This is a genomic window from Kaistella sp. PBT33-4 (assembly GCF_029194425.1).
Classification (GTDB): Bacteria; Bacteroidota; Bacteroidia; order Flavobacteriales; family Weeksellaceae; genus Marnyiella.
In genome coordinates this window covers 417302-443781 of record NZ_JARFYL010000001.1, presented here as the reverse complement: position 1 = coordinate 443781, position 26480 = coordinate 417302, and the positions used below count along the sequence as shown (strand labels likewise).

The 26480-nt window shown below is 42.7% G+C and carries 23 protein-coding genes; all 23 read right to left on the bottom strand.

Annotation, left to right across the window (positions count from 1 at the left end; translation table 11 throughout):
* Positions 1-3: 3 nt before the first annotated feature.
* The 23 genes from P0M11_RS02090 to glyA all read right to left on the bottom strand — a co-directional run bounded on the left by P0M11_RS02090 (position 4) and on the right by glyA (position 25989).
* On the bottom strand, positions 4-915 hold the full coding sequence (locus P0M11_RS02090; protein ID WP_275624229.1) for a glycosyltransferase: 912 nt from the start codon (positions 913-915) through the stop codon (positions 4-6).
* Positions 912-1547 carry a formyltransferase family protein gene (locus tag P0M11_RS02085; RefSeq protein WP_275624228.1) on the bottom strand — a complete coding sequence of 212 codons (636 nt, stop codon included), beginning with the start codon at positions 1545-1547 and terminating at the stop codon, positions 912-914. Before P0M11_RS02085 ends, P0M11_RS02090 begins: the two co-directional genes overlap by 4 nt.
* Positions 1544-2245, bottom strand: a complete 702-nt coding sequence (locus P0M11_RS02080) for a WbqC family protein (protein WP_275624227.1) — start codon at positions 2243-2245, stop codon at positions 1544-1546. The genes P0M11_RS02085 and P0M11_RS02080 overlap by 4 nt, the downstream gene beginning before the upstream one ends.
* A 1-nt stretch (position 2246) precedes the next feature.
* Complete coding sequence (locus P0M11_RS02075) at positions 2247-3329, bottom strand: DegT/DnrJ/EryC1/StrS family aminotransferase (protein ID WP_275624226.1); 1083 nt, start codon at positions 3327-3329, stop codon at positions 2247-2249.
* The gene (locus P0M11_RS02070) at positions 3326-4759 is read right to left on the bottom strand and encodes a lipopolysaccharide biosynthesis protein (protein ID WP_275624225.1); all 1434 of its coding nucleotides are present in this window, start codon (positions 4757-4759) and stop codon (positions 3326-3328) included. The genes P0M11_RS02075 and P0M11_RS02070 overlap by 4 nt, the downstream gene beginning before the upstream one ends.
* Before the next feature lie 2 nt (positions 4760-4761).
* Positions 4762-5868, bottom strand: coding sequence for a DegT/DnrJ/EryC1/StrS family aminotransferase (locus P0M11_RS02065; protein ID WP_275624224.1), 1107 nt, complete (start codon positions 5866-5868; stop codon positions 4762-4764).
* Entirely contained in the window at positions 5868-6611 is a 744-nt protein-coding gene (locus tag P0M11_RS02060; protein ID WP_275624223.1) for an N-acetyltransferase, read from the bottom strand. The genes P0M11_RS02065 and P0M11_RS02060 overlap by 1 nt, the downstream gene beginning before the upstream one ends.
* The gene (locus tag P0M11_RS02055; protein ID WP_275624222.1) at positions 6589-7014 is read right to left on the bottom strand and encodes an FdtA/QdtA family cupin domain-containing protein; all 426 of its coding nucleotides are present in this window, start codon (positions 7012-7014) and stop codon (positions 6589-6591) included. Before P0M11_RS02055 ends, P0M11_RS02060 begins: the two co-directional genes overlap by 23 nt.
* Positions 7001-7405 carry an FdtA/QdtA family cupin domain-containing protein gene (locus P0M11_RS02050; protein ID WP_275624221.1) on the bottom strand — a complete coding sequence of 135 codons (405 nt, stop codon included), beginning with the start codon at positions 7403-7405 and terminating at the stop codon, positions 7001-7003. Before P0M11_RS02050 ends, P0M11_RS02055 begins: the two co-directional genes overlap by 14 nt.
* 1 nt (position 7406) lies before the next feature.
* Positions 7407-8264, bottom strand: coding sequence for a glucose-1-phosphate thymidylyltransferase RfbA (rfbA, locus tag P0M11_RS02045; RefSeq protein WP_275624220.1), 858 nt, complete (start codon positions 8262-8264; stop codon positions 7407-7409).
* A gap of 11 nt (positions 8265-8275) precedes the next feature.
* Positions 8276-8830, bottom strand: a complete 555-nt coding sequence (gene rfbC, locus P0M11_RS02040; protein WP_275624219.1) for a dTDP-4-dehydrorhamnose 3,5-epimerase — start codon at positions 8828-8830, stop codon at positions 8276-8278.
* Between the two features lies 1 nt (position 8831).
* The gene (gene rfbB, locus P0M11_RS02035; RefSeq protein WP_275624218.1) at positions 8832-9911 is read right to left on the bottom strand and encodes a dTDP-glucose 4,6-dehydratase; all 1080 of its coding nucleotides are present in this window, start codon (positions 9909-9911) and stop codon (positions 8832-8834) included.
* 6 nt (positions 9912-9917) lie between these two features.
* Positions 9918-11207 (bottom strand): nucleotide sugar dehydrogenase, encoded by a 1290-nt coding sequence (locus tag P0M11_RS02030; protein ID WP_275624217.1) that lies wholly within the window; start codon positions 11205-11207, stop codon positions 9918-9920.
* Positions 11208-11255: 48 nt separating this feature from the next.
* The gene (locus P0M11_RS02025) at positions 11256-12233 is read right to left on the bottom strand and encodes an SDR family oxidoreductase (protein WP_275624216.1); all 978 of its coding nucleotides are present in this window, start codon (positions 12231-12233) and stop codon (positions 11256-11258) included.
* A 1-nt stretch (position 12234) separates the two neighbouring features.
* Positions 12235-14571, bottom strand: coding sequence for a tyrosine-protein kinase (locus P0M11_RS02020; RefSeq protein WP_275624215.1), 2337 nt, complete (start codon positions 14569-14571; stop codon positions 12235-12237).
* Between the two features lie 4 nt (positions 14572-14575).
* Positions 14576-15511, bottom strand: a complete 936-nt coding sequence (locus tag P0M11_RS02015; protein ID WP_275624214.1) for a polysaccharide biosynthesis/export family protein — start codon at positions 15509-15511, stop codon at positions 14576-14578.
* 533 nt (positions 15512-16044) lie between these two features.
* Positions 16045-16308, bottom strand: coding sequence for a hypothetical protein (locus P0M11_RS02010; RefSeq protein WP_275624213.1), 264 nt, complete (start codon positions 16306-16308; stop codon positions 16045-16047).
* A gap of 1227 nt (positions 16309-17535) precedes the next feature.
* Entirely contained in the window at positions 17536-18288 is a 753-nt protein-coding gene (locus tag P0M11_RS02005; protein ID WP_275624212.1) for a hypothetical protein, read from the bottom strand.
* Between the two features lie 1918 nt (positions 18289-20206).
* On the bottom strand, positions 20207-20944 hold the full coding sequence (istB, locus tag P0M11_RS02000) for an IS21-like element helper ATPase IstB (RefSeq protein ID WP_275624211.1): 738 nt from the start codon (positions 20942-20944) through the stop codon (positions 20207-20209).
* A 12-nt stretch (positions 20945-20956) separates the two neighbouring features.
* On the bottom strand, positions 20957-21574 hold the full coding sequence (locus P0M11_RS01995) for a hypothetical protein (protein WP_275624210.1): 618 nt from the start codon (positions 21572-21574) through the stop codon (positions 20957-20959).
* Positions 21575-21654: 80 nt separating this feature from the next.
* Complete coding sequence (locus P0M11_RS01990) at positions 21655-22485, bottom strand: hypothetical protein (protein ID WP_275624209.1); 831 nt, start codon at positions 22483-22485, stop codon at positions 21655-21657.
* 1097 nt (positions 22486-23582) lie between these two features.
* Positions 23583-24002 (bottom strand): regulatory protein RecX, encoded by a 420-nt coding sequence (locus tag P0M11_RS01985; RefSeq protein ID WP_275624208.1) that lies wholly within the window; start codon positions 24000-24002, stop codon positions 23583-23585.
* 718 nt (positions 24003-24720) lie between these two features.
* Positions 24721-25989 (bottom strand): serine hydroxymethyltransferase, encoded by a 1269-nt coding sequence (glyA, locus tag P0M11_RS01980; protein ID WP_275624207.1) that lies wholly within the window; start codon positions 25987-25989, stop codon positions 24721-24723.
* Between the last annotated feature and the right edge of the window lie 491 nt (positions 25990-26480).

Genomic DNA, 26480 nt, shown 5'->3' with positions numbered 1-26480 from the left:
CGTTTACTTTGGTAAGAAGTACCGCAAATACCAGGTAAGGGGTATTACATTGTTTTTCCTGTTAATTATAAAAAACGGGGTCTGTTTTACTATATACAGCACACGCTCCCAATAAGGTAAGATATGCATTGAGAGCAACGCCCTTACCTTTTCCTTTTTCAGCTTTATTTCTTTAGTGTATCTGTAATTTGTGGAACCATCAAACAAATCTAACATAGTGGTATAATAATGCAGTTTTTGCTGATGGTTATCTTGCTTTGTAGCGCCGCCGGGATGGTAACGGTAAATACTCAGAATTTCATTTAGTAGATGTACCTTTCCTCCATCCTTTAAAATCCATAGAACTAAAGAATCCACATCACTACCAAAAGAATAAAACCAATCCGGAAAAGTTAGTCTTGGATTATTTCTAAAAAGAATGGTCGCTGTTTCGAATTTACTGCTCTGCAGGATATCTTTAATGCCGTAAGAAAAATATTTTACCTCCGAATTTATTACGGGTGTATTCAGAATTTTACCATGAGCATCAATTGAAATTGAGTAACCTGAAGATAAGGCATAATCCGGATGAGCATCCAAAAATTCAATCTGCTTCTGCAGCTTCATTGGATCAATCCAGTAATCGTCGCCTTCGCAGAGGGCAATGTATTTGCCGGTCGCCTGTGAAGCTGCCCACAGAAAATTTGCATTCATTCCTTTATTAGTGTGATGTCTTGTGTACCTGACGGTAATATTTTCCGGCGCCCTACTAAGTAATGATTTAACCACTTCATCAGTTTGATCCGGGGAACAGTCATTGGCGATAATCAATTCCACAGGAAAATCCGTCTGCTGCATAAAAACCCCATTGATCGCTTCCTCTATGTATTTTTCATGACCATAGGTAATCATGACAACACTTACAGTATAATTCATGATGAATAGAATGATTTTTCTGTCGTAAGTTCCCTAATTATTACTCTACCCTCATCCATTGTTATCATATCCGTTTCCAGCCATACCCAGATTTTTTCCAGCATACCTATCTGCAAATCTAACACTGAGTCGTAATTTTTAAAGTTGCTTCTGCTAATTACTGATTGAAGAATAATTGGACCTGTATCAATTCCTTTATCAATAAAATGAGCTGTATTCCCCAAAAGCTGTACTGACGTAGACAAGGCTTGATCAATTGCATTCAAGCCCGGAAAAGCTGGCAGGATAGAAGGATGAAAATTTATTATTCTATTTTTATAAGCATCAACAAGTAATGGCTTTAAAATTTTATCCCCGAAACAGAATAAATAATCCACCTTATTTGAATTCAGGTTACTTAAAAGCTCTTGGTTTACAGTTTTGGATAAGACTTTGTTGGCGTTAACATGCTCAGCACTTGGCACAATCACACGATCTGGTCCAAAAATATCTGCTAATCGTGTTATCACATCATCCCTTCCTCCGTCATAATAAACAAATTCGGCTGGAAAATCCAGTAGTTTGTTAGAGTTATAAAATTTTATAACTCGCGCGGCACTTCCAGAACAATAAAAGGCATATTTAAAATTCATGATAAGGTGTAATATTTCAACATTTTACGAATATCCTCTACAGAGTTAAACATCATTACATCAATGATGGACAACCAGGGCACAAATTCATGGTCGAACTGTTTGTAATCTAAGGGCTCTGACTTAATAAATTTCAAATCTATGCCCTTTGAAGCAAAATATTCTTTACTATACAGTTCCTGGCCTCCTATGGCGTTGATGTACGTTTCAGCTCCGACCTGTTTGCAAATTGCAATCAGGCGCTCAGCACGCTCCAGCCCTTTGGTATCAGCAAATTCCATTGAAGACCTTTGTAAAACAGTAGTAATCCCCAAATATTCGTTAACAACCTGAATACTTACCATGGCCAAATCACCGATGGTTGAATTCTGTAATCTGAAAACTCTTTCTATTACTGGAAAAACTCCCTGAAAAAAGGGCGCTTTTTTATAATTTTGTTTGATCGTTTCTAAAATTTTACTGACATCGGGACTTTCTAAAATAGTTTTAACCTCATTAATCATTTTATTTTGAGAAGCGTCTTTTAATGGAATTGTAAATAATTTGCCTCTACCATTGAGTAAGAAATTATTCCTATTAACCCATCCTTTTTTTATAAAGTTGACATCATCATAAAATACAAATACATCAACTGCGTTGATCATTTGAAAATAACCAATATAAGGAAAGAAATAGGGTTGCATTATGGCTGCTGTCATATCAGTTGTTTTGCACTCTTAATATCAATCGACAAATTAAATCCACTTCTTCCACGGTCAGGTCATAGTAAAGTGGCAGACATAATACACGCCGCGACACCGAATCGGTTACCACAAAATCCTGCGTTTCCAAATAGGGTAACGAAGTAGCCAGCGAAGGATAAAAGTACCTGCGAGTAAAGATTTCGTGACCTTTCAACAGTTCCAAGGTTTGGAGCATCAGCTCTTCACTGTCAAATACAAGGGGGTAATAGGCATGGTTGTTTTCCGAGGCGGTATGCCACACGGGGCGGCGTGCCTTCAGGTTTCTTAGTCGGTCATCGTAGCGTGCCGTCAGTTCTTTTCTTTTACGGCTGATCTGCTCAATGTATCTCAGATTAGCCAGTCCCATGGCCGCATGGAATTCAGAATTCTTGCCGTTAAGACCCAGTTCCGCAAAACTTTCCGGCCCATCGAAACCGAAGTTCCGCATATACGCCAGTTTTTTTAACAGTGCGGCATCTTTGGTAATGATGAGTCCGCCCTCCACCGAATGGTAGAGCTTGGTCGCATGCAGGCTGGAGGTGGAAATATCACCGTATTCAAATATGGATTTACCATTGATTTCTACGCCAAAAGCGTGCGCTGCATCATAGATGACTTTCAGGTTATGCTTCTTTGCGATGGTCTCTATTTTCTCTACATCACACGGATTCCCGTACACATGGGTGGCCAGAATTGCGGAAGTGTTCGCGGTAATGGCCGCCTCTATCAGATTGGCATCGATATTCAGACTTTGCTCATCAATATCAACAAAAACCGGCTTGCAGCCTTCCCAGACAATAGAAGAGGTCGTAGCCACGAAAGAGAACGGCGTGGTGATGATTTCGCCCTTCAGGTCAAGCGCTTTTATCGCCATCTGAAGCGCTACGGTACCATTGGTCACAAAAAGCAGATGGTTGACCTTCAGCGTTTCTTTCAGCCGGAGTTCCAGGTCACTGGCGAGGGGTCCCATATTGGTGAGCCACTGCCGTTTCCAGATACCGTCCAGATAAGACTGATACACCTGCTGCGGGGGTAAAAAAGGTTTGGTAACGGGTATCATCTTTTGTTGATTAAATTAATTAATTCCGACATACTTTCCAATTTACAAATTCTGCCTACTGCGAGATAAAATAACAGTCCTACAACACTGCCCACAGCCAGTGGAACAAAATTTCCAAAGCTATATAAAACCATGGCTAGGTAATATATAATAACTCCCATGCTGGTGGACAGCAAAAATATTGGTATAACATCCCGGAACTGCTGTATTGCAGGATATCTAAGTTCCTGACCAGCGTAAAATGTATTGATAAAGAGCGCTAATATACTGAATATTACCATACCCCATAACAGTCCATCGAAGCCAAAGAAAAGTGATATTGATAGTAAGGCAATCATCAGAATTTTTTTTGCTATTTCGAGCTTTAGAAAAAGTCCTGATTTTCCCCTTACCTGCAAGATAAGAAGATTATACAGGTGCAAAGGATAAAGAATTCCTGTAACGGCGATTATTTGAAAGATGGGAACCACGGCTTCCCATTTTGCGCCGAACAAAAATAATATTAGAGGCTTGGCAAGAACTGCCATTATTACAATTACGGGACTCACGAGGAATATTACAGCCAGCATAATTCTCCTGTATGCGTCCCGAAGTTTTGGAAGATCGTCCTGCAACTTTGAAAATAAGGGAAAAACTACTTTATTCAGCGCTGTAGAAATATTTCCTACCGGAAGCATCATTAAAGTATTGGCGCGGGTATAATAACCTACTTGCGCAGGAGCATACATCTTTCCTATAACCAACTGATATATATTGGTGAAAATTACATCCAGTAATCCGCTTAAGGTCAATTTCGATCCAAAAAAGAAATGCTCTCTAAATTTTTGCCTGCTAAACTGTAAGGAGGGCCGCCAGCCACTGAGCAACCATAACACAAGCGTTGTTGCAGCACTCTGAACTAGGAAAGAGTACACCAGCGCCCATACGCCGTAGCCATTATAGGCTAAAAGGATGCCTACGAGACCGCTAAGAATTGCTCCCGGGAACGACGCGATGGCCAGCAGCTTAAATTTAAGCTCTTTGGTAAGTTTCGCGTTCTGTACTGCGGCAAGCGAAGAAATAACAAACGATAATGAGTACACTCTAATAATTGACGTTAGTACCGGCTGACCGAAAAAATTTGCAATAAATGGCGCGGTGACGAAAAACACGGCATATATTAAAATACTAACCCCAAAATTGAAAAGAAATACCGTGGAATAATCTATATCTTCCACAGATGAAGTCCTTATCAGCGACGAGGTGAGTCCACCATCAAATAATGTGGTACCAATTCCCATGAACACTGCAATCATTCCGATGAGTCCGAATTCTTCCGGAGTAATGAGCCGCGCCAGGACTATTGAAACTCCAAACTGAATGAGTTGTATCCCAAACTGCTGCGAATACGTCCATAGCATTCCCGATATTGCCTGTGCTTTTAAGGACATTTTCAGCAGCTAAATTGATTCAATATTTTAGTTATCGTTGTAACTTCTTCATCTTCCATCACCGGACTGATTGGCAAACTTAACACTTCTTCATGTATTTTTTCCGTGATAGGGAAAATGAAATGATTTAGTTCGCTGTAACATTGCTGCTTATGCGGTGGAACAGGATAATGGATTAGTGTCTGCACTCCGTTATCAGTAAGGAAGGCCTGAAGTTTTTCACGGTTTTCGGTTCTGATGACAAACAGATGCCAAACATGTTCCGCTCCAGTTTCCGGTTGTTCCGGCAGTATAATGGATTCGTTGTTGATTTCTGCTATATATCTTTTCGCTATGGCTCTCCTCCTGTCGTTTTCCGCATCAATGTATTTGAGTTTAACATCCAGGGCAGCGGCATGCAGTTCATCCAGCCGGGAATTAAGTCCTTTGTAAATATTCACATACTTCTGGTTGGAACCGTAATTGGCTAACGCCCGGATTACTTTTCCCAGTTCTGCATCTTTACAGGACACTGCACCGCCATCCCCCAACGCTCCTAAATTCTTACCGGGATAAAAACTGAACCCGGCCGCATCGCCCAGGTTTCCGGTTTTAACGCCGTTCCATTCAGCACCGATTGCCTGTGCATTATCCTCGATAATTTTTAACTGATGTTTGTTTGCCAGCGCCAGCAGTTCTTCAGACCAAACCACTCTGCCGTAGAGGTGAACAATCATGACCGCTTTGGTTTTTGCGGTGATTTTTTCTTCGATTTTATCAATATCAACATTGTAGGTGTGGAGATCAGGCTCTATTAAAACGGGCACCAAACCATTATCTGAAATGGCAAGAATCGAAGCAATATACGTATTTGCCGGAACAATCACTTCATCTCCCGGCTGCATTACTCCCATTTCAATATAGCCACGCAGGATCAACCGCAGTGCATCCAAACCGTTGGCAACGCCAATCACTTCTTCAGCATCGAGATAATGTTTTAAATTCTGCTCAAAAGTTTTTACTTCGTTTCCGAGAAGATACCATCCGCTGCGGAAAGTTTGCAAGAGTCTTTCTTCTATTTCCTGCTGGTGTGCGACGTTTATTTTTTGAAGGTCTAAAAATTTTATCATTAATCTTCCTTTTTATTTTGCCATGGATAACCTCTATACTCTTTTAAATGCTCTCTCCAAGGATATACATTTTGCCCATTTTCATCTTTTATTTCCCTTACAGATTTTTTGTCTACCCCCGGATATCCAATAATTAGACGTTCATCCGGAACATCTTTGGTAACCAATGTGCCTGCTGCTATTATTGCATTTTCACCAATAGTTACGCCAGGAAGTATTGTTGCATTGGCATATATCTGGGCATACTTTTTTATTCTGGTCTGTTTAAAATCACCAATTGGTGGATGCTTTACGTTAGTCAGTACAACAAACGGAAATATCCAAACATAATCTTCTATAATATTATTTTCGCTTAACATAACTTTGCTATGGATACGAACAAAGTTTCCAATTGAAGAGTTTCCCGGTAATTCAGAAAAAGAGCCAAAGCTGGTGTTAGTACCAATCACATTTTGTTCCCTGATTACAACATGATGTCCACTTTGAAAATTATCGCCAATTTTCACACCTTCATAAATTGTGGAAAATGATCTTATTATGGAGTTACATCCAATTACGGTCGATTCAAATTTGTGGTCTGGGAAATTTTTATAATAATTAATTGTAGGTTCGCCAATAATGCAATACGGTCCAATAAAGGTATTATCGCCAATCTCAACATTATCATAAATTACCACTCCTTCTGAAATATTCACATTTTTACCAATTTTAGCAAGTGGGCTAATACTTCCTCGATTTTTCATTTTTATATTTTATAAAACTCTTATAATCTCTTATATAATCACTCTCACTGTATTTTAATGAAGCCAGCACTACACAAACGCTACCGCTTGAAAAATCCTTCATTTCCCTCCAAATGCCTGGCACGATATGCAATGCTTTATTGGGATGATTGAGGAAAATTTCCTTTTTTCTACATCCGTCGTCAAGTACAAAAGTAAAAGAACCACTTGCTGCAATAACATACTGTTGAAGTTCATAATGTGCGTGCCCTCCTCTTTCACTTCCCATCGGTACATCATAGAGATAATAAATCCTTTTTACATCAAAAGGGATATTTTCCTGATTTTCCAACACAGAAATATTTCCGGCTTCCGTATGAACGACGGGAACTTCAATAATCTTACAATCATCAACTGAAAACATTCTTTAACTTTTTAAATTCTTCAAAATTACGGATATAGTCGTTTGTATCAAATCTTTTGTCCGAAACAATCAGAGCGAGCGAATTGGTGGAAAAATTTTCAAGACGGCGCCAGTACATTTTTGGCACATAGAGTCCGTAATAGGAGCGGTTTAAAGAGAATTTTTCTTCTGTTTCGCCATCATTCAATATTACATCAAAACTTCCGGAAAGCGCCACAATAAATTCCTGCTGCTCTCTGAAGGCATGACTGCCCCGGGTTTCACCACCCGGAACATCATAAATCCAGTAAGTTCTCGCAATTTCAAAAGGAAGCTGTCTTGGGCTTTCAAAAAATGAAAGATTCCCGCGGGGATCTACAATTTTTGGAAGTTTGATAATTTGCGGCTTCATGCTATATCAGGTTTTTTAAATATTTCCCGTACCCGCTTTTACCATATTTCGCGGCAGCTTCCAGCAATTGCTTTTCATCAATAAACCCTCGTGAAAAAGCAATCTCCTCGATACACGAGATCTTAAAACCCTGTCTTTTCTCAAGAACTTTTACGAATTCTGAAGCCTCATGAAGTGAATCGAAAGTGCCGGTGTCTAACCACGCGGTTCCGCGGGACATGACGCCCACTTCAAGCTGGCCTTTGTCCAGATAGATCCGGTTTACATCGGTGATTTCGAGTTCACCTCGTGGCGATGGCTTTAAATTTTTAGCAATTTCGACCACTGAGTTATCATAAAAATAGAGACCTGGAACTGCGTAATTTGATTTAGGTTCTGCGGGTTTTTCCTCAATTGAAACTGCTTTAAAGTTTTGATCAAATTCAACCACGCCATATCTCTCAGGATCTGAAACCTGATAGGCGAAAACGCAGCCCCCAATAACATTGGTTTTTGAAGCCAATAATTTGGGCAAGCCAGCGCCGTAAAAGATATTATCGCCCAAAACCAGCGCTACAGAATCATCGCCGATGAATTCTTCGCCTAAAATAAAGGCCTGCGCCAATCCGTCCGGTGACGGTTGAACCTTATACTGTATGTTGCAGCCGATGGAAGTCCCGTCGCCCAAAAGTTTAATAAAACCTTCCAGATCGTGGGGTGTCGTGATGATCAGAATATCTTTTATACCTGCCAACAGCAGTGTAGAAAGCGGATAATAGATCATCGGTTTGTCGTAAACCGGCATCAGCTGCTTGCTTACCACGATCGTGAGCGGATAGAGTCGTGTGCCGGACCCGCCGGCAAGAATAATTCCTTTCATGATATGGAAATTCAGTTTACATTGGATTTAAGTTCCTTGAAAGACTGAGCTTTCTCGTCCTTCTCGGAAATAATGAGTTGCTCAGGGGGTATTTTCCAGTCGATATTGAGCTCAGGATCGAGCGGATTAACACCGTTTTCTGAAGATTTGTTATAGGCATTGTCACATTTATAAAAAAAAGTGGCAGTCTCGGAAACCACGGAAAAACCGTGCAAAAAACCCCTCGGAATATAAAGCTGTTTTTTATTTTCGGCAGATAGTTCCACGCTAATTGACTGACCATAGGTTTCAGACCCTTCGCGGACATCGACTGCTACGTCAATTACCGATCCTTGAAGCACCCGTATCAACTTAGCCTGCGAAAAATCACCGGTCTGCATATGAAGACCACGCACCACTCCGAAACCGGAATGTGACTGATTATCCTGTACAAAGGACGGAGAATAACCCAGTATCTCATGCAGCTTTTCAGCATTATAAGATTCGAGGAAATAGCCTCTCTCATCAGAGAGCACTTCGGGCTCCAATATAAAACATCCTTTCAGTCGGGTTTCTGTAGCTAGCATATTATTGGTATTGTTCATCGTAATATTTCTGATAATCGCCACTCGTCACATGCTCCAGCCATTCCTTGTTCTCCAAAAACCAATCGATTGTTTTTCCAAGACCCTGCTCGAAAGTTACCGAAGGTTTCCAGCCCAAGTCATTGCTTAGTTTGGTGGCATCAATTGCATAACGTTTATCATGACCCGGTCTGTCCTTCACATAGGTGATGAGTTTTTCGGAATACCCTGCCGGTTTGCCGAGTTTTTCATCCATCTGTTTGATGAGTTCTTTCACCAAATCAATATTCTGCCATTCGTTGAAGCCGCCGATGTTGTAGGTCTCGCCTGTTTTTGCCTCAAAGAAAATCTGATGGATGGCTTTTGCATGGTCAATTACAAAAAGCCAGTCCCGCGTATATTTTCCGTCGCCGTAAATCGGGAGGGGTTTTTCATTTAAAATATTGGAGATGCAGAGCGGGATCAGTTTTTCCGGGAAATGGTTCGGTCCGTAGTTGTTGGAACAGTTGGAAACGATAAACGGCATTCCGTAAGTGTTACCATATGCTCTCACTAAATGGTCTGAGGCCGCTTTACTCGCGGAATAGGGTGACTGTGGGTCGTACGCCGTGGTTTCCAGGAAGAAACCCGCTTCGCCCAGACTTCCGTACACTTCGTCCGTAGAAACATGGTAGAAAAGGTTTTTTCTGGTCTCATCCGGAAAATTCCCGTGGGTGTGCTCGGGGTTCAGGGTCCAGAACTCCCGGCAAAGGTTCAGAAGGTTGGCCGTACCGTTCACGTTGGTGTTGATGAAGGCATTGGGATCCGTAATGCTGCGGTCCACGTGGCTTTCCGCTGCCAAATGGATCACGGCATCAGGATTATATTTTTCAAAGACTTTTCTTAATTCTTCAACCCTAGTGATGTCTGCTTTCTCGAAAACATAGTTTGGTTCGTTCTCAATATCCTTCAGGTTCTCCAGGTTCCCGGCGTAGGTCAGGGCATCCAGGTTGATGATCCTGCTTTCCTGATGATTCTTCACGAATTCGCGTACCACATGGGATCCTATGAATCCGGCCCCGCCGGTGATGATGATGTTCTTCATTCCTTTTTAAAGCTGGGCATGCGCCGATTTTAGAATTCCCTTTACATCATACACTACTGCATTTTCTTTAAGGTTCAGGCCGAGATCCAGGTCCAGGAATTCGTTATGCGCGACGCCTAAAATCACGGCATCATACTTCGTACCTTCCAGTTGATCGCTGCAGGTGAGTCCATACTCATGCTGTACTTCAACCGGATTTGCCCAGGGATCATAGACCGTGACCTTGGTGCCATAGTCTTCCATGGCGGCAATAACATCCACAATTTTGGTATTCCGGACATCTGGGCAGTTTTCCTTGAAGGTGATGCCGAGCATCAGCACCTGGGCACCATTCACCGCGATGTCTTTTTTAATCATGGTCTTAACGACCTGCTCCGCAACATATTTGCCCATGGAATCGTTGAGCCTTCTGCCGGCCAAAATGATTTCCGGATGGTAGCCGTATTCCTGTGCTTTTTGCGCCAGATAATAGGGATCGACCCCAATGCAGTGGCCGCCTACAAGTCCCGGCTTGAAGGGAAGGAAATTCCATTTGGTGCCTGCGGCTTCCAGGACAGCGTGGGTATCAATGTCCATGAGGTTAAAAATCTTAGCCAGTTCATTTACAAAGGCAATGTTAATGTCCCGCTGGGAGTTTTCGATGACCTTTGCCGCTTCGGCTACTTTAATGGTCGGTGCGAGGTGCGTCCCTGCAGTTATCACCGCAGCATACAGGTCATTCACTATCTTTCCGGTTTCCGGATCGGAACCGGACGTCACCTTCAGGATTTTTTCAACAGTATGCTCCTTATCCCCCGGGTTAATGCGCTCCGGCGAATAGCCTGCAAAGAAATCTATATTATATTTCAATCCAGAAACCTCTTCCACGACAGGGATACAATCCTCCTCCGTGGCGCCGGGATATACCGTCGATTCATAAATAACGATATCACCTTTTTTAAGAACCTTGCCAACGGTTTCGCTGGCTTTAATAAGCGGCGTAAGTACAGGACGGTTGTTTTTATCTACAGGCGTTGGTACGGTAATAATATAAATATTAGCCTCTGCAATATCATTCAGCTTGTCGGAACAGAATAATCCCGCCCTAGCATTTGCATCATCTAATGGATTGGCCGAAAGAAGCGCGGACTGCAATAGTTCATCTGATACTTCCAGCGTATCGTCATGACCGGCATTGAGTTCTGCAACTCTTTTGCTGTTGATATCAAAACCAACCACGGGAAATTGAGTGGCAAAAAGTCTCGCAAGGGGCAGGCCTACATAGCCCAGGCCGATAACGGCAATCTTATTAGTCATTTTTATTATTTGTGTTTTTATTAATTGTGCGTTGGCTCAAAGTAAAGATTACTTTTCTGTAAGGTTTTTCCAGTACCATCTTACAGCTTCTTTCAATCCCGCCGCAAAATCATGGCTGGGTTGGTAGCTTAATAATTCAGTAGCTTTTTCAATACTGGCTTTAGAGTGTGGTACATCACCGACTCTTACGGGTCCGTGTTGTATTTCAACTTCTGCTATCTTAGAATCAAATATAGATAAATATTCTTTCAGAAGATTCGCCATATCCTTAATAGTCGTCCGGTCGCCTACGGCTGTATTATATACGGTATTCACTGCTTTAGAATCCTCCGTCAGCATAGCGCGCTCGTTCATTTGAATGACGTTGTCGATATAAGTAAAATCACGGGAATAATCACCGTCACCGTTAATGGTGGGACTTTCATACTTCATCAGCTGGATCACAAACTTAGGGATCACTGCTGCATACGCGCCGTTCGGATCCTGCCTTCTGCCAAATACATTGAAATATCTTAGACCTATGCATTCCATACCATAGGTTTTTGAAAATATATCAGCGTACAGTTCATTAACATACTTGGTAATGGCATACGGTGACAGCGGCTTGCCGATAACATCCTCTACTTTAGGCAGACTCTTGGAATCGCCGTAAGTACTGGAACTTGCAGCATAAACAAACCGCTTAACTTTCGCGTCGCGCGCCGCCACCAGCATATTCAGGAAGCCACCAACATTTACGTCGTTACTGGTTACCGGATCATTAATTGATCTCGGAACGGATCCTAAAGCTGCCTGATGCAGCACATAATCCTGTCGCTCACAGGCTCTATGGCACGTCTCCGCATCACGGATATCTCCTTCAATCAGGGTGAAATTGGGATGTTCCATAAGCTGACTTAGATTATGTCGGTGTCCCGTCGCAAAATTATCCAGACAGGTAACTTTATAACCTTTGCCTATAAAATGGTCACATAAATTGGAGCCTATAAACCCGGCCCCGCCGGTGATCAGAATTTTTTTCTGCATTCTACTTTCTTTTTAAGAAGTTCAGCCACTTTTTGCGTTCACTGTCAGCTGCGTAGCCATAGGAGTATTTGCCTCCGTACCCATAACGCATCTCATTTTTATGAACGTCGTTCAGAACAATAGCCATTTTATTGACATTTTCATCAGTCGATACAGTTTCTGCGTAAGTAAGAAGTTCCTTTTCTGTATAGTTGGCTCTGACAACATACACCACTACATTAGCCGACCTTAGTAGATGAAAAGTGTCACTCACCATCATCATTGGTGCGGAGTCAATTAATACATAATCATAAATAGTTCTTAACTCGGCCAAAAGCATTGACATTTTTAAATCCTCTAACAGATCTGTTGGATTAGGCGGAATACTTCCCGACTGCATAATATCAAGGTTATCATGTAGTGCAGACGGATTGATATATTTTGAAAATTCCACACTGTCTGAAGCCAGGTAATCTGATAGACCAAGCCTCTTCTGCGGCACGTACCGACCCAGTTGTGGATTACGTAAATCAGCGCCAATGATCAGGACCTTTTTATTTGAAGCCAGCGCAAGGGCAGAATTTATCGAGACCGTTGTCTTTCCTTCACCTTTTACTGACGATGTAAAGAGAATTATTGGCGCTTCAGCGGGATTCTTTAGCATAAATTTCAGGTTCGACGTGAGAATTCTGAATGCTTCTGCATAAACCGAAAGGTCATTTTTTCCAATCAGATCGCTCTCATTTTTTCCAACTGTGGGTACCTCTGCCAGCACAGGCACATCAGGTAATGCTGTCGTGATATCGCTTTTTGATTTAACCTGAGTATCTAATGAAAACAGTCCGAAAAGCACGAGGAGGGGAAGAAGAAGACCGGCTGCAAGGCTGCCCAGCAGTATCTGCTGCCGGTTAGGCTCTACGGGTCCCGCTGTTGTATAAGCCGGATTCACCACCCTTACTTTAGGCATCGTTACTGCCATAGCAATTGACGTTTCTTCCTTTTTTTGCAGCAGATATAGGTATAATGATTCCTTCAGATTCTGTTGCCTGTCAATATTTCTGAATATTTTTTCCTGTGTTGGGAATTTACTGATATCCGTCCTGGATTCATTAAGCTGCCCGTTTAAACGGGCGATATTCATCTGTATCGATTGTCTGGATTTCACCAGATTATCAACAATAAGCGACCGTAATGATGATATTTCACGGTTGAAATCCTGTATAGCGGGATGCGATGGCGTGGCCTGCTTCAGCGTCCGGTTACGGGTAATAATAAGATCATTATATTGCGTAATGGCCTGATCTACTCCGGACGGCATCCCTACGTTGGTAGGCAACAACTGCTCACGGCTGCCGCGGCTGGCCACATTCAGCACCGAATTAACCAGTTCCAGCTGAGTAGCCTGACCTAAGAGTTCCTTGGTATTTTCATTGGCATTCTGCAGGGAAAGTTGTGCCTGCGATTCCAGATCGGTTATTTGGTTCTGCCGTTTATAGCCCTCCTTCTCGTTCTCGATGCTGCCCAGATCCTGTGTCAGAACCTCCAGCCTCTCATCAATGAACGCCAGCGAAACCCTGGACTGCTCACGTTTATTATCAAGATCTGCTGCGTTGTATTGTGCCACCACGGAATTAAGGATGGCTTCCGACTTATCGGGTACCTCTGATTTATAGGAAAGTTCGAGAATCTCCGTATTCAGCTCATTTTCCGCTATGGTAATGGCAGATTGTAATCCCTCCGCTACTTTAACCGCATTCATAAAATGAATCTCCAGCGGCTCTTTGATGCGGGTGTAACCAGCCTTTGGCTTCACTATAAATGTACCGAAATCCAGTGTGCAGACTTTATTATAAGCAAGCTTGTGCGACCTCCCGCCCTCTTCTTTAAGTTCAAAAGCGTTTCCTTTGTCACTAAAGGTATAGGTTCGTCCGCCAAAATTCTTTACGTCCTTTAGAGTTAGGATTCGGACTTCAATCGGTGCCTCATTATAAAGTTCCTTATCCTTCACCTGTCCTTTAATCACATAACTTACATCCGCATTAAGGACCTTTACTACATCATAAAGAATAGGTCGGGAGAGTACTATAGGGATCTCCACACCTGCACCTTCCTTTGCCATAACAGGGGTATTTCCCAAATTCTGTATGGCACCTAAACTGCCTTTCTCCAGATTTTCAATCTTAACGCTTGATTTCGTAAGATAAATATCGGAAGTATACCGTAGATAAATTTTCGCCGCCACATAAAAAACCAGGATACTAAGCAGGATCCACGGCCATTTCTTAAAATAACGCCCAATTTCTTTCTTAAGATTAATGGGGCTCTTCCCGGCACCCTTTACTTCTTCAAGTAACTCCATAAAATTAGCGGGCTAAGGTGATAATTAGAGTAAGGATTCCAAGCGCAAAGCCGGTGTACTGCATCCAGCGCGTAGAATTAGGATTGGAATTAGCTTCAATCTGTTTAAATTTATCAGGTTCCACATACAGAATATCATTCTGTTGCAGATAATAATAAGGTGAAGAAGTTATATTTGAACTTGAAAGATCTAAATTTACTACAAGATCAGCATTCCCTTCCTGTGCGCGGATCAGCTTTACTTTAGTCCGGTCTCCCGATTGTGTCATATCACCCGCCAGAGCAAGTGCCTGGAAAACATTTACTTTTTGTGTTGTACTCTGATGCTGCCCTGGTTCTTTTACCTCACCCAGTACGCTGATATTGAAATTCTTCAGTGAAACAGATACCATGGGATCGGTTAGATAGCGCGTAAGTCGCTCCTCAAGGTCTTCCCGCGCCTGTTGCAAAGTCATTCCTTTAACAAAAACATTTCCCAATACTGGAAAATTAATGAATCCTGATTCATTAACGGTGTACTCACTTGGAGTTACAGGGGCAGCCCCGGAGGTATTGGAATTGGTTGCACCCATACTTCCCAAATTAAAAGGTCGAACGGCAATATCATCAAGGCCGGAAACTAATATCAGAAGCTGGTCACCTTCCTGAATTTGGTTTCCTAAGAATTTTGCTTGCGTAATTTGCTGGTCTGGATGAGCCGTGGACATATAAACCATATTTTCCTTTGGCTTGCACGAGGCCAGCGCCATTACAAGGAGTATATAAAAGAACGTATTTTTCATCATCAAACGTAAATTCGGGCAAAGATAAATAAATTTCGTTAAGCACCGGTACATTTCCTTCACCACTTCCCACAATATCCCGCAGCCCTCTTTCCCCTTACCTCTTTGCTCTTTCTTACGCTTTGTCATCTCGTCCTCGACAAGATCTCTTCCGCGCATAGCGGAAGCCTTTTGTGTTCCCGCAGGGATCTCTTCCGACCCTTCGGAAGCCTTCGCTCTTATCCCCCTATCATCCCGTCGAAGACGGGACCTCTTCCGACCCCGTCGGAAGCCTCTCTGTCCCTCCGCGCCTCCTCCGTGTCTCAGTGGTTAGGAAAAAACCGAGGCGCCTTTGCGCCCCTTGTGCAAATCCTAGTGCCCTTTGTGGTTAAAAAATCCCTTACCCGGCTTAATCATAATGTCAGCCCAGAATCTTAAAAATGGAAAACTGCAAATCATCAACTGCTACATTGGTACACTGCTAAATTGGTACACTGCTAAATTGCGTCACTCGTACATTGATACATTCTCCTATTTAAAATTTTACATCTCCCATCTCAAATCTGATGTCTGACATCTGAAATCTTACATCTTGACTCCTGGTTCTTGGTTCTTGGCTCACTTTTTACTTTTGCCTTGGCTCTTAATCCTCCTTAACCTCTGCCTCAGCCTTAACCTCAGCCTCAACCTCAGCCTTAACCTCAACCTCAACCTTATCTCACCTTCACCTTCCCCGCAAACGGAAACTGAGAATAGTACGTCAGCCGGTCACCGATGATTGCTTCTGAGCCTTCAGAATGGTAAACAAACCTCTCCCCCTGCTGTATATATAGCGTGAATTTAGTACCCTTACCAATCTTAAGTTTGCCCAGGTCCAGGCTAAGTGAATAGTTTTTCTGTAGCTGGTGCGACACCCAGTCGTTCTCATCAAAAAAAAGGTCACGCTCGCGCGTACCAAAAAGTTTCTGGATCATCATTATTAGTTTTGTGCAAAAATAGGCATTTACAGCCAATTAATATGAATATAACATTAATTTAACACAAATGGGCAAATTTGGATAATAACAATCCTCAATACCCTCCCAAAACCTCAATTGAAAAGATCTTCCCTTTCCACAATTCCATAACTCACACTTTCCTCACTGCCCTCGTAGTCGCCCCTCCCAAGAAGCACCTGTCTTTTTTAATAACTTTTCACTACCGCACCAACCCAATTTTGTCATCTGGTCCCTGACGAGATCTCCTCCGAACCCTATCGGAAGCCTTGGCTCCTGTTTTGTCATATCGTCTCCAGACGAGATCTCTTTCGCTTACAGCGGAAGACCCTTTGTGCCCTTTGTGCAAAACCATTGTGCACCTTGTGGTTAAACAACCCCTCAAACCACATACTTATAATTTTCCCTCTTCGGGGTTCTTAATAATCGGACTTTTCTTTATCTATAAAAATGTCACCCCTTCGGGGTTTCAAAATCTTAAAAATGGGAACCTGTCATACTGCTACGTTTTAATCCCCGCATTTGAAATCTGATGTCACGGCTAAAATCCATAAGCTATAAGCTATAGGCTAAAAGCTATAAGCCCCCTTGTCATCCAGTCTAAGACGGAACCTCTACCAACCCCGTCGGAAGCCACTCCGTGCCCTCCGCGCCTCGTCCGTGCCTCAGTGGTTAGGAATAAACAAAAAAACCTTTGTGTCCCTTGTGCAACCCCTCGTGCCCCTTGTGGTAAATAACACTGCACCGGGGTTAATCATAATGTCACCCTTCGGCGTTCTCTATAATCCGCCTTTTAATATCTGTAAAAATGCCTCCTCCGAAGTTCAAAATCTTTAAAATGGATAACTGCAAATCGTCAGCTGCTATACTGGTACATTGGTACATTGGTACATTGCTACATTGCTACATTGCTACATTGATGCATTCTCCCATCTCAAATCTCCCATCTCAAATCTGATGTCTGAAATCTTACATCTTCCCTCAATCACTCAAACACCCAAACACCCAAACACAGAAAAACCCAAACACCTGACCACACTACCACTTCACCCCTAACCCAAACCACTTAACCTTAACCTTAACCTTAACCTCAGCCTTAACCTCAGCCTCAACCCCAACATCTAGGCTCTTTACCCTGACCCGTCCCGCAACCTCATCTGCGCAAAAAAGCCCGGTTTCCCGGGCTCCTGTCAAAAAATATTCTGATTCTTAATTAGACTGGCTTACAATAATCGTATTGGATTGCCCGGACTGCATACCCATATGAAGATGATTCTGGCCATTCTGAACCAACGAGATATAATTATGATCTCCCATCATAACATCAGCAGCCCAGTTTCCGGCACCGGTCTGGAACTGACCAAGTTCATTCGAATTGCCCGTTTGAACCCCCAGACTGCCGTTTCCGTTTCCGGTTTGGTGCGAATCGGCACTGTTATCATTTCCGCTCTGATTATAATAGGCTATATTAAAATGCCCGCTCTGAAGCTGATGAGCATAATTATTGTTGCCCGCCTGGCTCACCGCCGCCCAGTCCGCGTTGCCGAACTGATCCTGGTACACCGCATTATCACCGCCCTGCTGGTCGGCCTGCACATCACTGAAATTTCCGTTCTGTTGTTGCGCAGTCATATTATCGCTACCGCTTTGGAAAGTTTTGGCCCAGTTGGCAAAGCCGGTCTGAATAACTGTATTCCCATTGTCAGTGCCCACCTGGTCTGCGTCCACTTCATTGAAACTGCCGGTGCTCGTAGCCGTGTTCACATTAGACCATCCCGTCTGGTCCACATCGGCCAGATTACTGTTCCCGGTTTGCAGCAAAGTATTGCTGTTTGTTTGTCCGGTTTGTGTAATGGTAGCATAATTACTGTCTCCGCTTTGAGTGGATACATCAACGTTGCTCTGTGCACAGGCCAGACCGAATGTCATAAGTGCCAATGCACCTGTCAATTTTTTTTTCATGTCATTTGTTTTTTTTGGTTACAGTACAAATCTACCTGCAATACTGAAAACGTGTATCATTAAAAACCGCTAGATTAAAAATATACTGTGTTTCAGTATTATCTTAAGGAAAACCATTGCGATACCTCAAGGTTTTAAGCCAGACCCATATCGCAGCTTTATAAGATAATCACCCACCCATCTCACAGCAACGTCTGCTTAGTAATCTGTTAGCTCATGCTGGAATACGTTTTCCATTCTCTTTTTCCTCATCCGTAATACATTGTCTCTGGTCCCATACTCCTGCAGCCCCTTCTGTTTTCCTGCATTCCCAAAGTATCCCGCTAGTCAGTAACTAAAAAAGCCGTCCATCTGCCAGAGGACGGCAAAAAATAGAAAATAACTTCACACCGGAAGCAGACGAAGATTCGTAAGCCTCAAAGTGCTGAAGTGTTTGTTTGTACCATTTTATTCAATTCCAATATCTCACGCAACTTCTTAATTTCTAAATAAACACGAGGAGGTACAGAACAAAGGTAATTTTTAATCTCACTATTCTACCTCCCCAAAAACAGCGAAATTGAAAATATCCCCAATTTAATGGACATCCCCGGCTTTATTAAAATCCCATCCCAGCTCATTAAACCAATACCCCAATCACCAACCACCACTCACCAGTCACCAGTCGCCAATCACCAGTCACCAACCACCATTCACCAGTCACCAATCCCCAATCCCCAAAGAAAAATGCCACCCCGGAAAAGGACGGCATTCAAAAACACACGTAAAATAACCCTCAAACAAACTATGGAATAGTTGGTTACACTGCGCTTGGGAAATTTTATCTTATACCCTTCATGTTCTGCGATGAAATCTGAAACGCGACCCTGGTTATCTGCGGAACATGGTGAAGAGTACATCTCAAAGTTACATTCATCTGTACCATAACACATCCCAAGAAACAGTGAAATCAACAATATCCCACCGCACCACCACTCCATTCATCCCTCCAACAAAAAAAACAACTGAACTCTTTTCACTTTTGCCGTGTTCCTTGGCTCTTTCTTCTTTCTTCCCTTTTGTCATCTCGTCGAAGTCGGGATCTCTTCCGACCCCGTCGGAAGCTTCTCCGTTCCCTCCGCGCCTCCTCCGTGCCTCCGTGGTTAGGAAAACCCGAAGCCCCTTTGTGTTCCTTGTGCAAAACCCTCGTGCACTTCGTGGTTAAAAATTCCCTTCACCCGGGTTAATCATAATGTCACCCTTCACGCTTCTTTGTAATCCGACGTCTTATTCATCTATAAAAACACCACCCCTTCGGGGTTCAAAAATCTTAAAAATGGAAAACTGCAAATCGTAAGCTGCTGTACTGCTACATTGGTGCACTGCTACACTGCTACACTGCTACACCGCTACATTACTACACTCATATATTGGTAAACTGGTACATTGCTGCATTCTCCTATCTCAAATCTCCCATCTCAAATCTGATGTCTGATATCTGAAATCCTACATCTTGACTCCTGCTTCTTGGTTCTTGGCTCACTTTTTACTTTTGCCTTGGCCCTTCTACCTTTGTGCTCCTTGTGCAAAACCCTAGTGCACTTCGTGGTTAAAAATTCCCTTCACCCGGGTTAATCATAATATCACCCCTTCACGGTTCTTTGTAATCGGACGTCTTATTCATCTATAAAAATGCCACCCCTTCGGGGTTCAAAATTTTAAAATGGAAAACTGCAAATCATCAGCTGCTGTACTGCTACATTGGTACACTGCTACACTGCTACACTGCTACACTGCTACATTACTGTAAATTTCGGTCATATTGACCACCCATTTTCAATTCAAAGTGACCATGTGATTTCGGTTTAAATTGACCACCTGTAATTTTGATAAATACTCTTGCTATTCATGTGTTATTTGTTTTCAAATATATAAATTATTACTCCCTGTTCAATCCTCTTTTCTTTCTCATAGACTCTCCCTGTAGTTCCAGGAGGTGAGACTGATGGATTAGTCTGTCCAGAATAGCATCTGCAATGGTTTTTTCACCAATAAGGTCATACCATCCCTGCACTGGGATCTGCGATGTTACAATGATGGATCCGTTGTTGTGACGGTCTTCTATGATCTCCAGAAGGGTTATTCTGTTGGAACTGTCCAATGTCTGAAGACCAAAATCGTCCAGGATGATCACATCTTGTCTTTGTATTTTTGCCAGTTCGCGAAGGTAGGATCCGTCTGCTTTGGCTATTTTTAATTTGGCAAACAGCTTGGAAGTATTAAAGTAATTGACCTTATAGCCCTCAATACAGGCTTGATAACCTAGGGCAGTTCCCAGGTAGCTTTTGCCCACCCCTGTACTTCCTGTGATCAGGACGTTCTCATTTTTCTCCACGAACTCACATCCTGCAAGACGCATTACCAGATTACGGTCAAGATTGCGGACCTGATCGAAGTTGATACTTTCAATACTGGATTTGTAATGGAACTTTGCATTTTTAATGCTTCGCTCTATGCGCCTGTTGTGTCTTTCATCCCATTCGGCATCGATGAGCATCGATATAAACTCATCCAAGGTATAATGGTCTGTCCTGCCGCTTTCAATAGCGGTCTTAAAGGCATTGTGCATGCCGTAAAGCTTCATTTGCTTCATCTTGCTTACTGTAGGTTCGATCATAACTGTTGATATTTAATGATAGTATTGTTTTCCTCTGATATTGCCGTGATCAGGCAGTTCCTGCTCTCTGTCTTCTTCTTCCGGACCGATCATCTGATCAAGATTGTTCTCCAGGATTTTCTGCACCGTCTTAAAACTGTAGATCTTAAAATCCAATGCCCGTTTACAGGCAATAATCGATCGTTCCCTGCCTACCTTCTTTTCGAAGTTCAAAATGCCCAGGCAGCTTTTGTAAGCCTGCTCGGGATAATTGCGACTCTCGATGATCTGGAGAATATATTCTCCCACTGTAGGGTCAATACTGTTTGCCCAATCAATAAAGCGGAAAGCACTCCATCCGGCCACGAACTGATGAGTGCTGGCCAGGTGTTCCGTAATGGTTGTATAGACGTAGGGTTGGTAGTTGCGCCGGTGCATTGCGACCCTGTTGTATTTGTAGTAAATCTCCACTGTGGAGGATGTGTATAGGATCTTTATTTTCTTCTTGATATATTGGTACGGCACGCTATAGTAGTTCTTATCGTGACTCAACTGTACGTGCCCGTTCTGCATCACTGTGGCAAATGTTTGATACCTGATCTCAAAACGACGCTCTGGAAGTAGGCGCAGCTGCTGCCTCTCGTCCTCCATGAAGAGTTCATAGCGGGAGTAAGGGCGTCCTGTGAGCTTGCATTTATTATGAGAGTGCAGCAGGTCCCGGATCTCACGGTTTAATTCATCCAGACCGAAGAACCCTGGTTGAAGGTGGGCATAAATCCTTCTGTACAGGATCTTGACTGCCCCCTCCACCAAAGATTATCCCTGGGTTTGTAAGCTCTTGCAGGCAGGATGGTGGTTTCATAATGTTCAGTCAGATCCGCCAGGGTCTCATTAATGGTGGGTTCAAAACGGCTGCTTTTTATCACTGCCGATTTTAAATTATCAGGAACAATCGCTGCCGGTGTGCCTTCAAAAAAACGCATGGCGTTCTCTACAGAACGTACAAAGTCTTCCTTCTGCTGGCGCATAGAGGCTTCAGCATAAGTATACTGGCTGGCTCCCAGGATGGCTACAAAAAACTGAACGTCTTTTAGTTCTCCGCTCTCTTTATCAAGAATGGAGAGTGTCTTGCCTGCATAATCGACATACATCTTATCACCGGATTTATGATTCATGTGCATCACCGGGTTCACTCTCTTGCCCCAGATTTTGTAATGATACCGGAACTGCGAACTCTGAAAACCATCAGGGTGCAACAAAAGATACTGTTCCCACATATGATGTACTGTGACACCAACCTTTTTAAGTTCACGCTCCATCTTGGGGAAAAAATCGTAAAGAGACTGCAGCTGGGGACTGACGGCCTGCACAGTGTGATGGGAAAACAAAAGTTCCAACTCGGCATCCGTCTTCTCATTAATCACATCGAGGCTTAGGCCCAGAACCTCATAAAGAGAAATGTATTTCTTAACTGTATTTCTGGAAAGGGATAAATAGCTGCTTATAAATAACTTGCTCTTTCCAGTGCTGTAGAATTTTATGACTTTTCTAATTTTACTCATGTCTGTTATTTTATTTGCCATAATCCGCCTTTTTTAAACGAATGTATGACGCTAACATCATGAAAAATCAAGTAGTTTTATCTCAAATATAACCCAGATAATAGGTGGTCATCTTGAACCGAAAAGTTGTGGTCAATTTGCTCAGAAATCAGTGGTCATTTTAATCCGAAATCAGGTGGTCATTTTAACCGGTTTTTCCACATTAATATTATAAAAGATTGGAAACAACCGTTAGAATGACTGTTTCATATACCTACATTCATTTTGTAGAAATAACTGCTCTATTTAGTGACAGTCAGGTAGTTAAGCCAGCCTTCCCCCATTTGTAATGGTCTGATTTCTACCAGTCTGGCTTTTCATTCCCCTGTCTGTTGCCAAAAAAAACAGAAGCCCCATAGGGAACTTCTGCATAAATTTATTTATTACAGCTAAAATCAGTGCACTGCCAGAGCTTGTCGCGTCGCTTCCTTCGTCCGCTCTTTGCAATGACGTCCTTGATAGGGCGCTTATATCAGTCAAACACTCAAACACTCCGCCTCATCAACTCCCCTTTGTGTCCCTTGTGCAAACCCGCGCCCTCTGTGCTAAAAAATCCCTGCAACTAGGTAATTATAATGTCTCCCTATTAGAGGTTCTTTGTAAGCGGACTTTTATTATCTATAAAAATGACCCCCTTCGGGGTTCAGGAATCTTAAAAATGGAAAACTGCAAATCGTTAACTGCAACACATCTATATCACTATACTGGTGCACTGCTACATTGCTACATTGTTACATTCCCATATCTCACCTCTAATCTAAAGTCTAACATCTGGAATCTGATGTCTGAAATCTGAAATCCGCAATCTAACGTCCTGACTGAAACACTCAATAACTCAAACACTCCGTACCGCCTCTGAGCCCTCCGTGGTTAAGAAAATACCCTCTGGCTAAAACTCTAAGCCCTTTAGTGCCCCTTGTGAACGTCTTCGTGCCCTTTGTGGTAAAAAAACCTTTGCTCAATAAGTCTTACAGTAAATTTAAAACTCAGCAGCTTTACACCTCAACAACTCTGCAACTTTACAACTTACAACTCAGCAACTTTACAACCCAACAACATTACGACTCCCCAACCACCTCCAGGATATCGCCGTACTCAAACCCACGTCCCATTAAATATTTCACCGTTTTGGATTTTCGTTGATAGTCCTTGCCGGTTTGTTTTTCGTAATAGGAATCATAAATTTTACGGAGCGTGCGCTCATAATCCTCAGGATGGATTTCATCAAAACAGTTGCGGACTAGTTTTTCCGGCACCCCTTTGAACTTAAGATGATTCAGGATTTTGTTCCGGCCCCATGACTTTATGTAAAACTTCCCGCGAATATAGCTCCTGACAAAACGTTCCTCGTTAAGGTAGTTTTCCTCCATCAGATAGAGAAGGATTTCTTCCCTTGCTTCAGGAATCAGCAGGAAATCACGCATCTTCTGCTCCACTTCCTGATGGCAGCGGTCCTGATAAACGCAGTAGTTCACCATCTTTTGTTTGATTTCCGAAAAAGTATAGGATTTATGCTGCATGGAGTGCCTGGGTGATTGGTTATTGGTGAGTAGTGATTGGTCGTTGGTAATTGGTGTCTGGTGGCTTGTGAATGGAAGGCAACACCAGCTTTCAGTGGTTTGTTATTTTCGATGATTATTTACCATTTGTAAATTTACAGGTATAGGTATTGGTGTTCCTTTACTGATCCCTGCAACTTTTCAAATACTAAATGTGTTACGGTTGTTCCCTTACTTACTCAATTTTTTATTTTGCATTTTGACTTGAGTCTACTTCTAACTTTCTAAGCCCAAAATTACTTCCTGATAAAAAAACCGCAGAAATCTCCGCGGTTTTATTAAATATCTCCATCTAATATCTGAAATCCTACTCTCCCTACAGATATCACAAGATAAACAAAAAGATCTTGACTCTTAGCTCCGATCTAACCACAGAGAACGGCGCTTATACAGAGGACACTGAGTATAATTCAAAATCCATAGAACGTCACCCTCTGTCATTCCGAAGGGATCTTTTTAACCACAAAGTGCACAAAGGCTTCGCAAAGGACACAAAGTTAAACGCAATTAATCTCTTCTGTCACCTCGAAGGAATCTATTGCCACACTGTCAGAGATCTTTTTACTTTCTTCTTTTCCTTCAAGAGGTCTGTAATCTGATGTCTGAAATCTGATATCTAAAATCTTGACTCTTGGTTCTAGTATTGAAACAGCGGTCTGGAATCCATCAGTTCATTCACCTCTTTGCGGACTCTTGAAATCACTTCTTCATCTTTGAGGTTCATGACTACATCGTTGATGAGAGTTGCAATGGTTTCCATATCTTCTTCCCTCATCCCGCGGGTAGTGATCGCTGCGGTTCCCAGGCGGATACCGGAAGTGGTGAATGCCGATTTATCATCAAACGGCACCATATTCTTGTTACAGGTGATATCGGCCTTTACAAGGGCTTTTTCGGTTTCCTTACCGTTCACGTTTTTATTTCTGAGGTCCACCAGCATCAGGTGGTTATCGGTACCTCCGCTCACGATATCAAACCCTTTGTCCATCATCGCTTTCGCCAGCGCCTGTGCATTGGCAACAACCTGTTTGGTATAGACCTCAAATTTCGGATCAAGCGCTTCACCGAAAGCTACCGCTTTGGCAGCGATAACATGCTCCAAAGGTCCACCCTGTGTTCCCGGAAAGACTGCGCTGTCCAGCACCGCGCTCATCATTTTTGTTTCTCCCTTGGGCGTTTTGTGTCCGTAAGTATTTTCATAATCCTTACCCATCATGATAAGCCCGCCGCGTGGTCCGCGCAGGGTTTTATGGGTGGTAGTAGTCACTACATGACAGTGTTCGAAAGGGCTGTTCAGCAAGCCTTTGGCAATAAGTCCTGCCGGGTGTGCGATATCTGCCCAGAGTGTAGCTCCCACCTCATCGGCTACTTCGCGGAATTTCTTATAGTCCAGGTCGCGTGAATAGGCAGAAAAACCGGCGATAATCATCTTTGGCTTTACTTCCAGCGCTTTCTGACGCATGGCATCGTAGTCGATAAGTCCGTCTTCGCGGTTCACGCCATAGAAATTGGCATTATACTGAATGCCTGAAAAATTAACAAAACTACCGTGCGTAAGGTGCCCGCCCATAGAAAGGTCAAGGCCAAGGATGGAATCGCCAGGCTTAAGAACCGCCAGATATACTGCGGCATTGGCCTGCGAGCCGGAATGGGGCTGCACATTTACATACTCGATGCCAAAAAGTTCCTTAGCTCTTGCAATGGCTAGGTTCTCAACCTCATCCACTACTTCACAGCCACCGTAATATCTTCTGCCCGGATATCCTTCCGCATATTTATTGGTAAGCACGCTGCCCATGGCCTTCATCACATTATCCGAAACAAAGTTTTCCGAGGCGATAAGTTCGATTCCGTGGGTCTGTCTTTTTCTTTCCTGTTCAATAAGGTCAAATATTGGGTCGTGCATGATAAATTTTTGATTAAAGATTAGATAATTAGTATTTAACAAAAGAGATTCAGCGGTAAGAACTGCCCGTCCGGAGTTGGAAAATATAAATAATTCAACACCCGCTCAGTAACAGAAAAAACGCCGATATCTTTTTCCCAAAATTAGGCAAAATTTAGCTAAGGAAAAAAGCGGTGGAGGAAGAAGTGGGTACGGTGGACAAATTATATTTAAGAGTCAAGATTTCAGATCTAGATGTCAGATTTCAGATCTAGATGTCAGATATCAGATATCAGATATCAGTCTATAGAGTTTAGTTTAGCTTTGTGTCCTTTGCGCAACCTTTGCGTTCTTTGTGGTTAAATAGATCCCTTCGGGATGACAGAGGGTAAAGTATTATGGATTTTGAACTTAACTCCGTGCACTCTTTTTAAGCGCTGTGTGCTCCGTGGTTAAATTATCGAGCAGATTTGAGATATCAGATATCAGATGTCAGATGTCAGATATAGAGT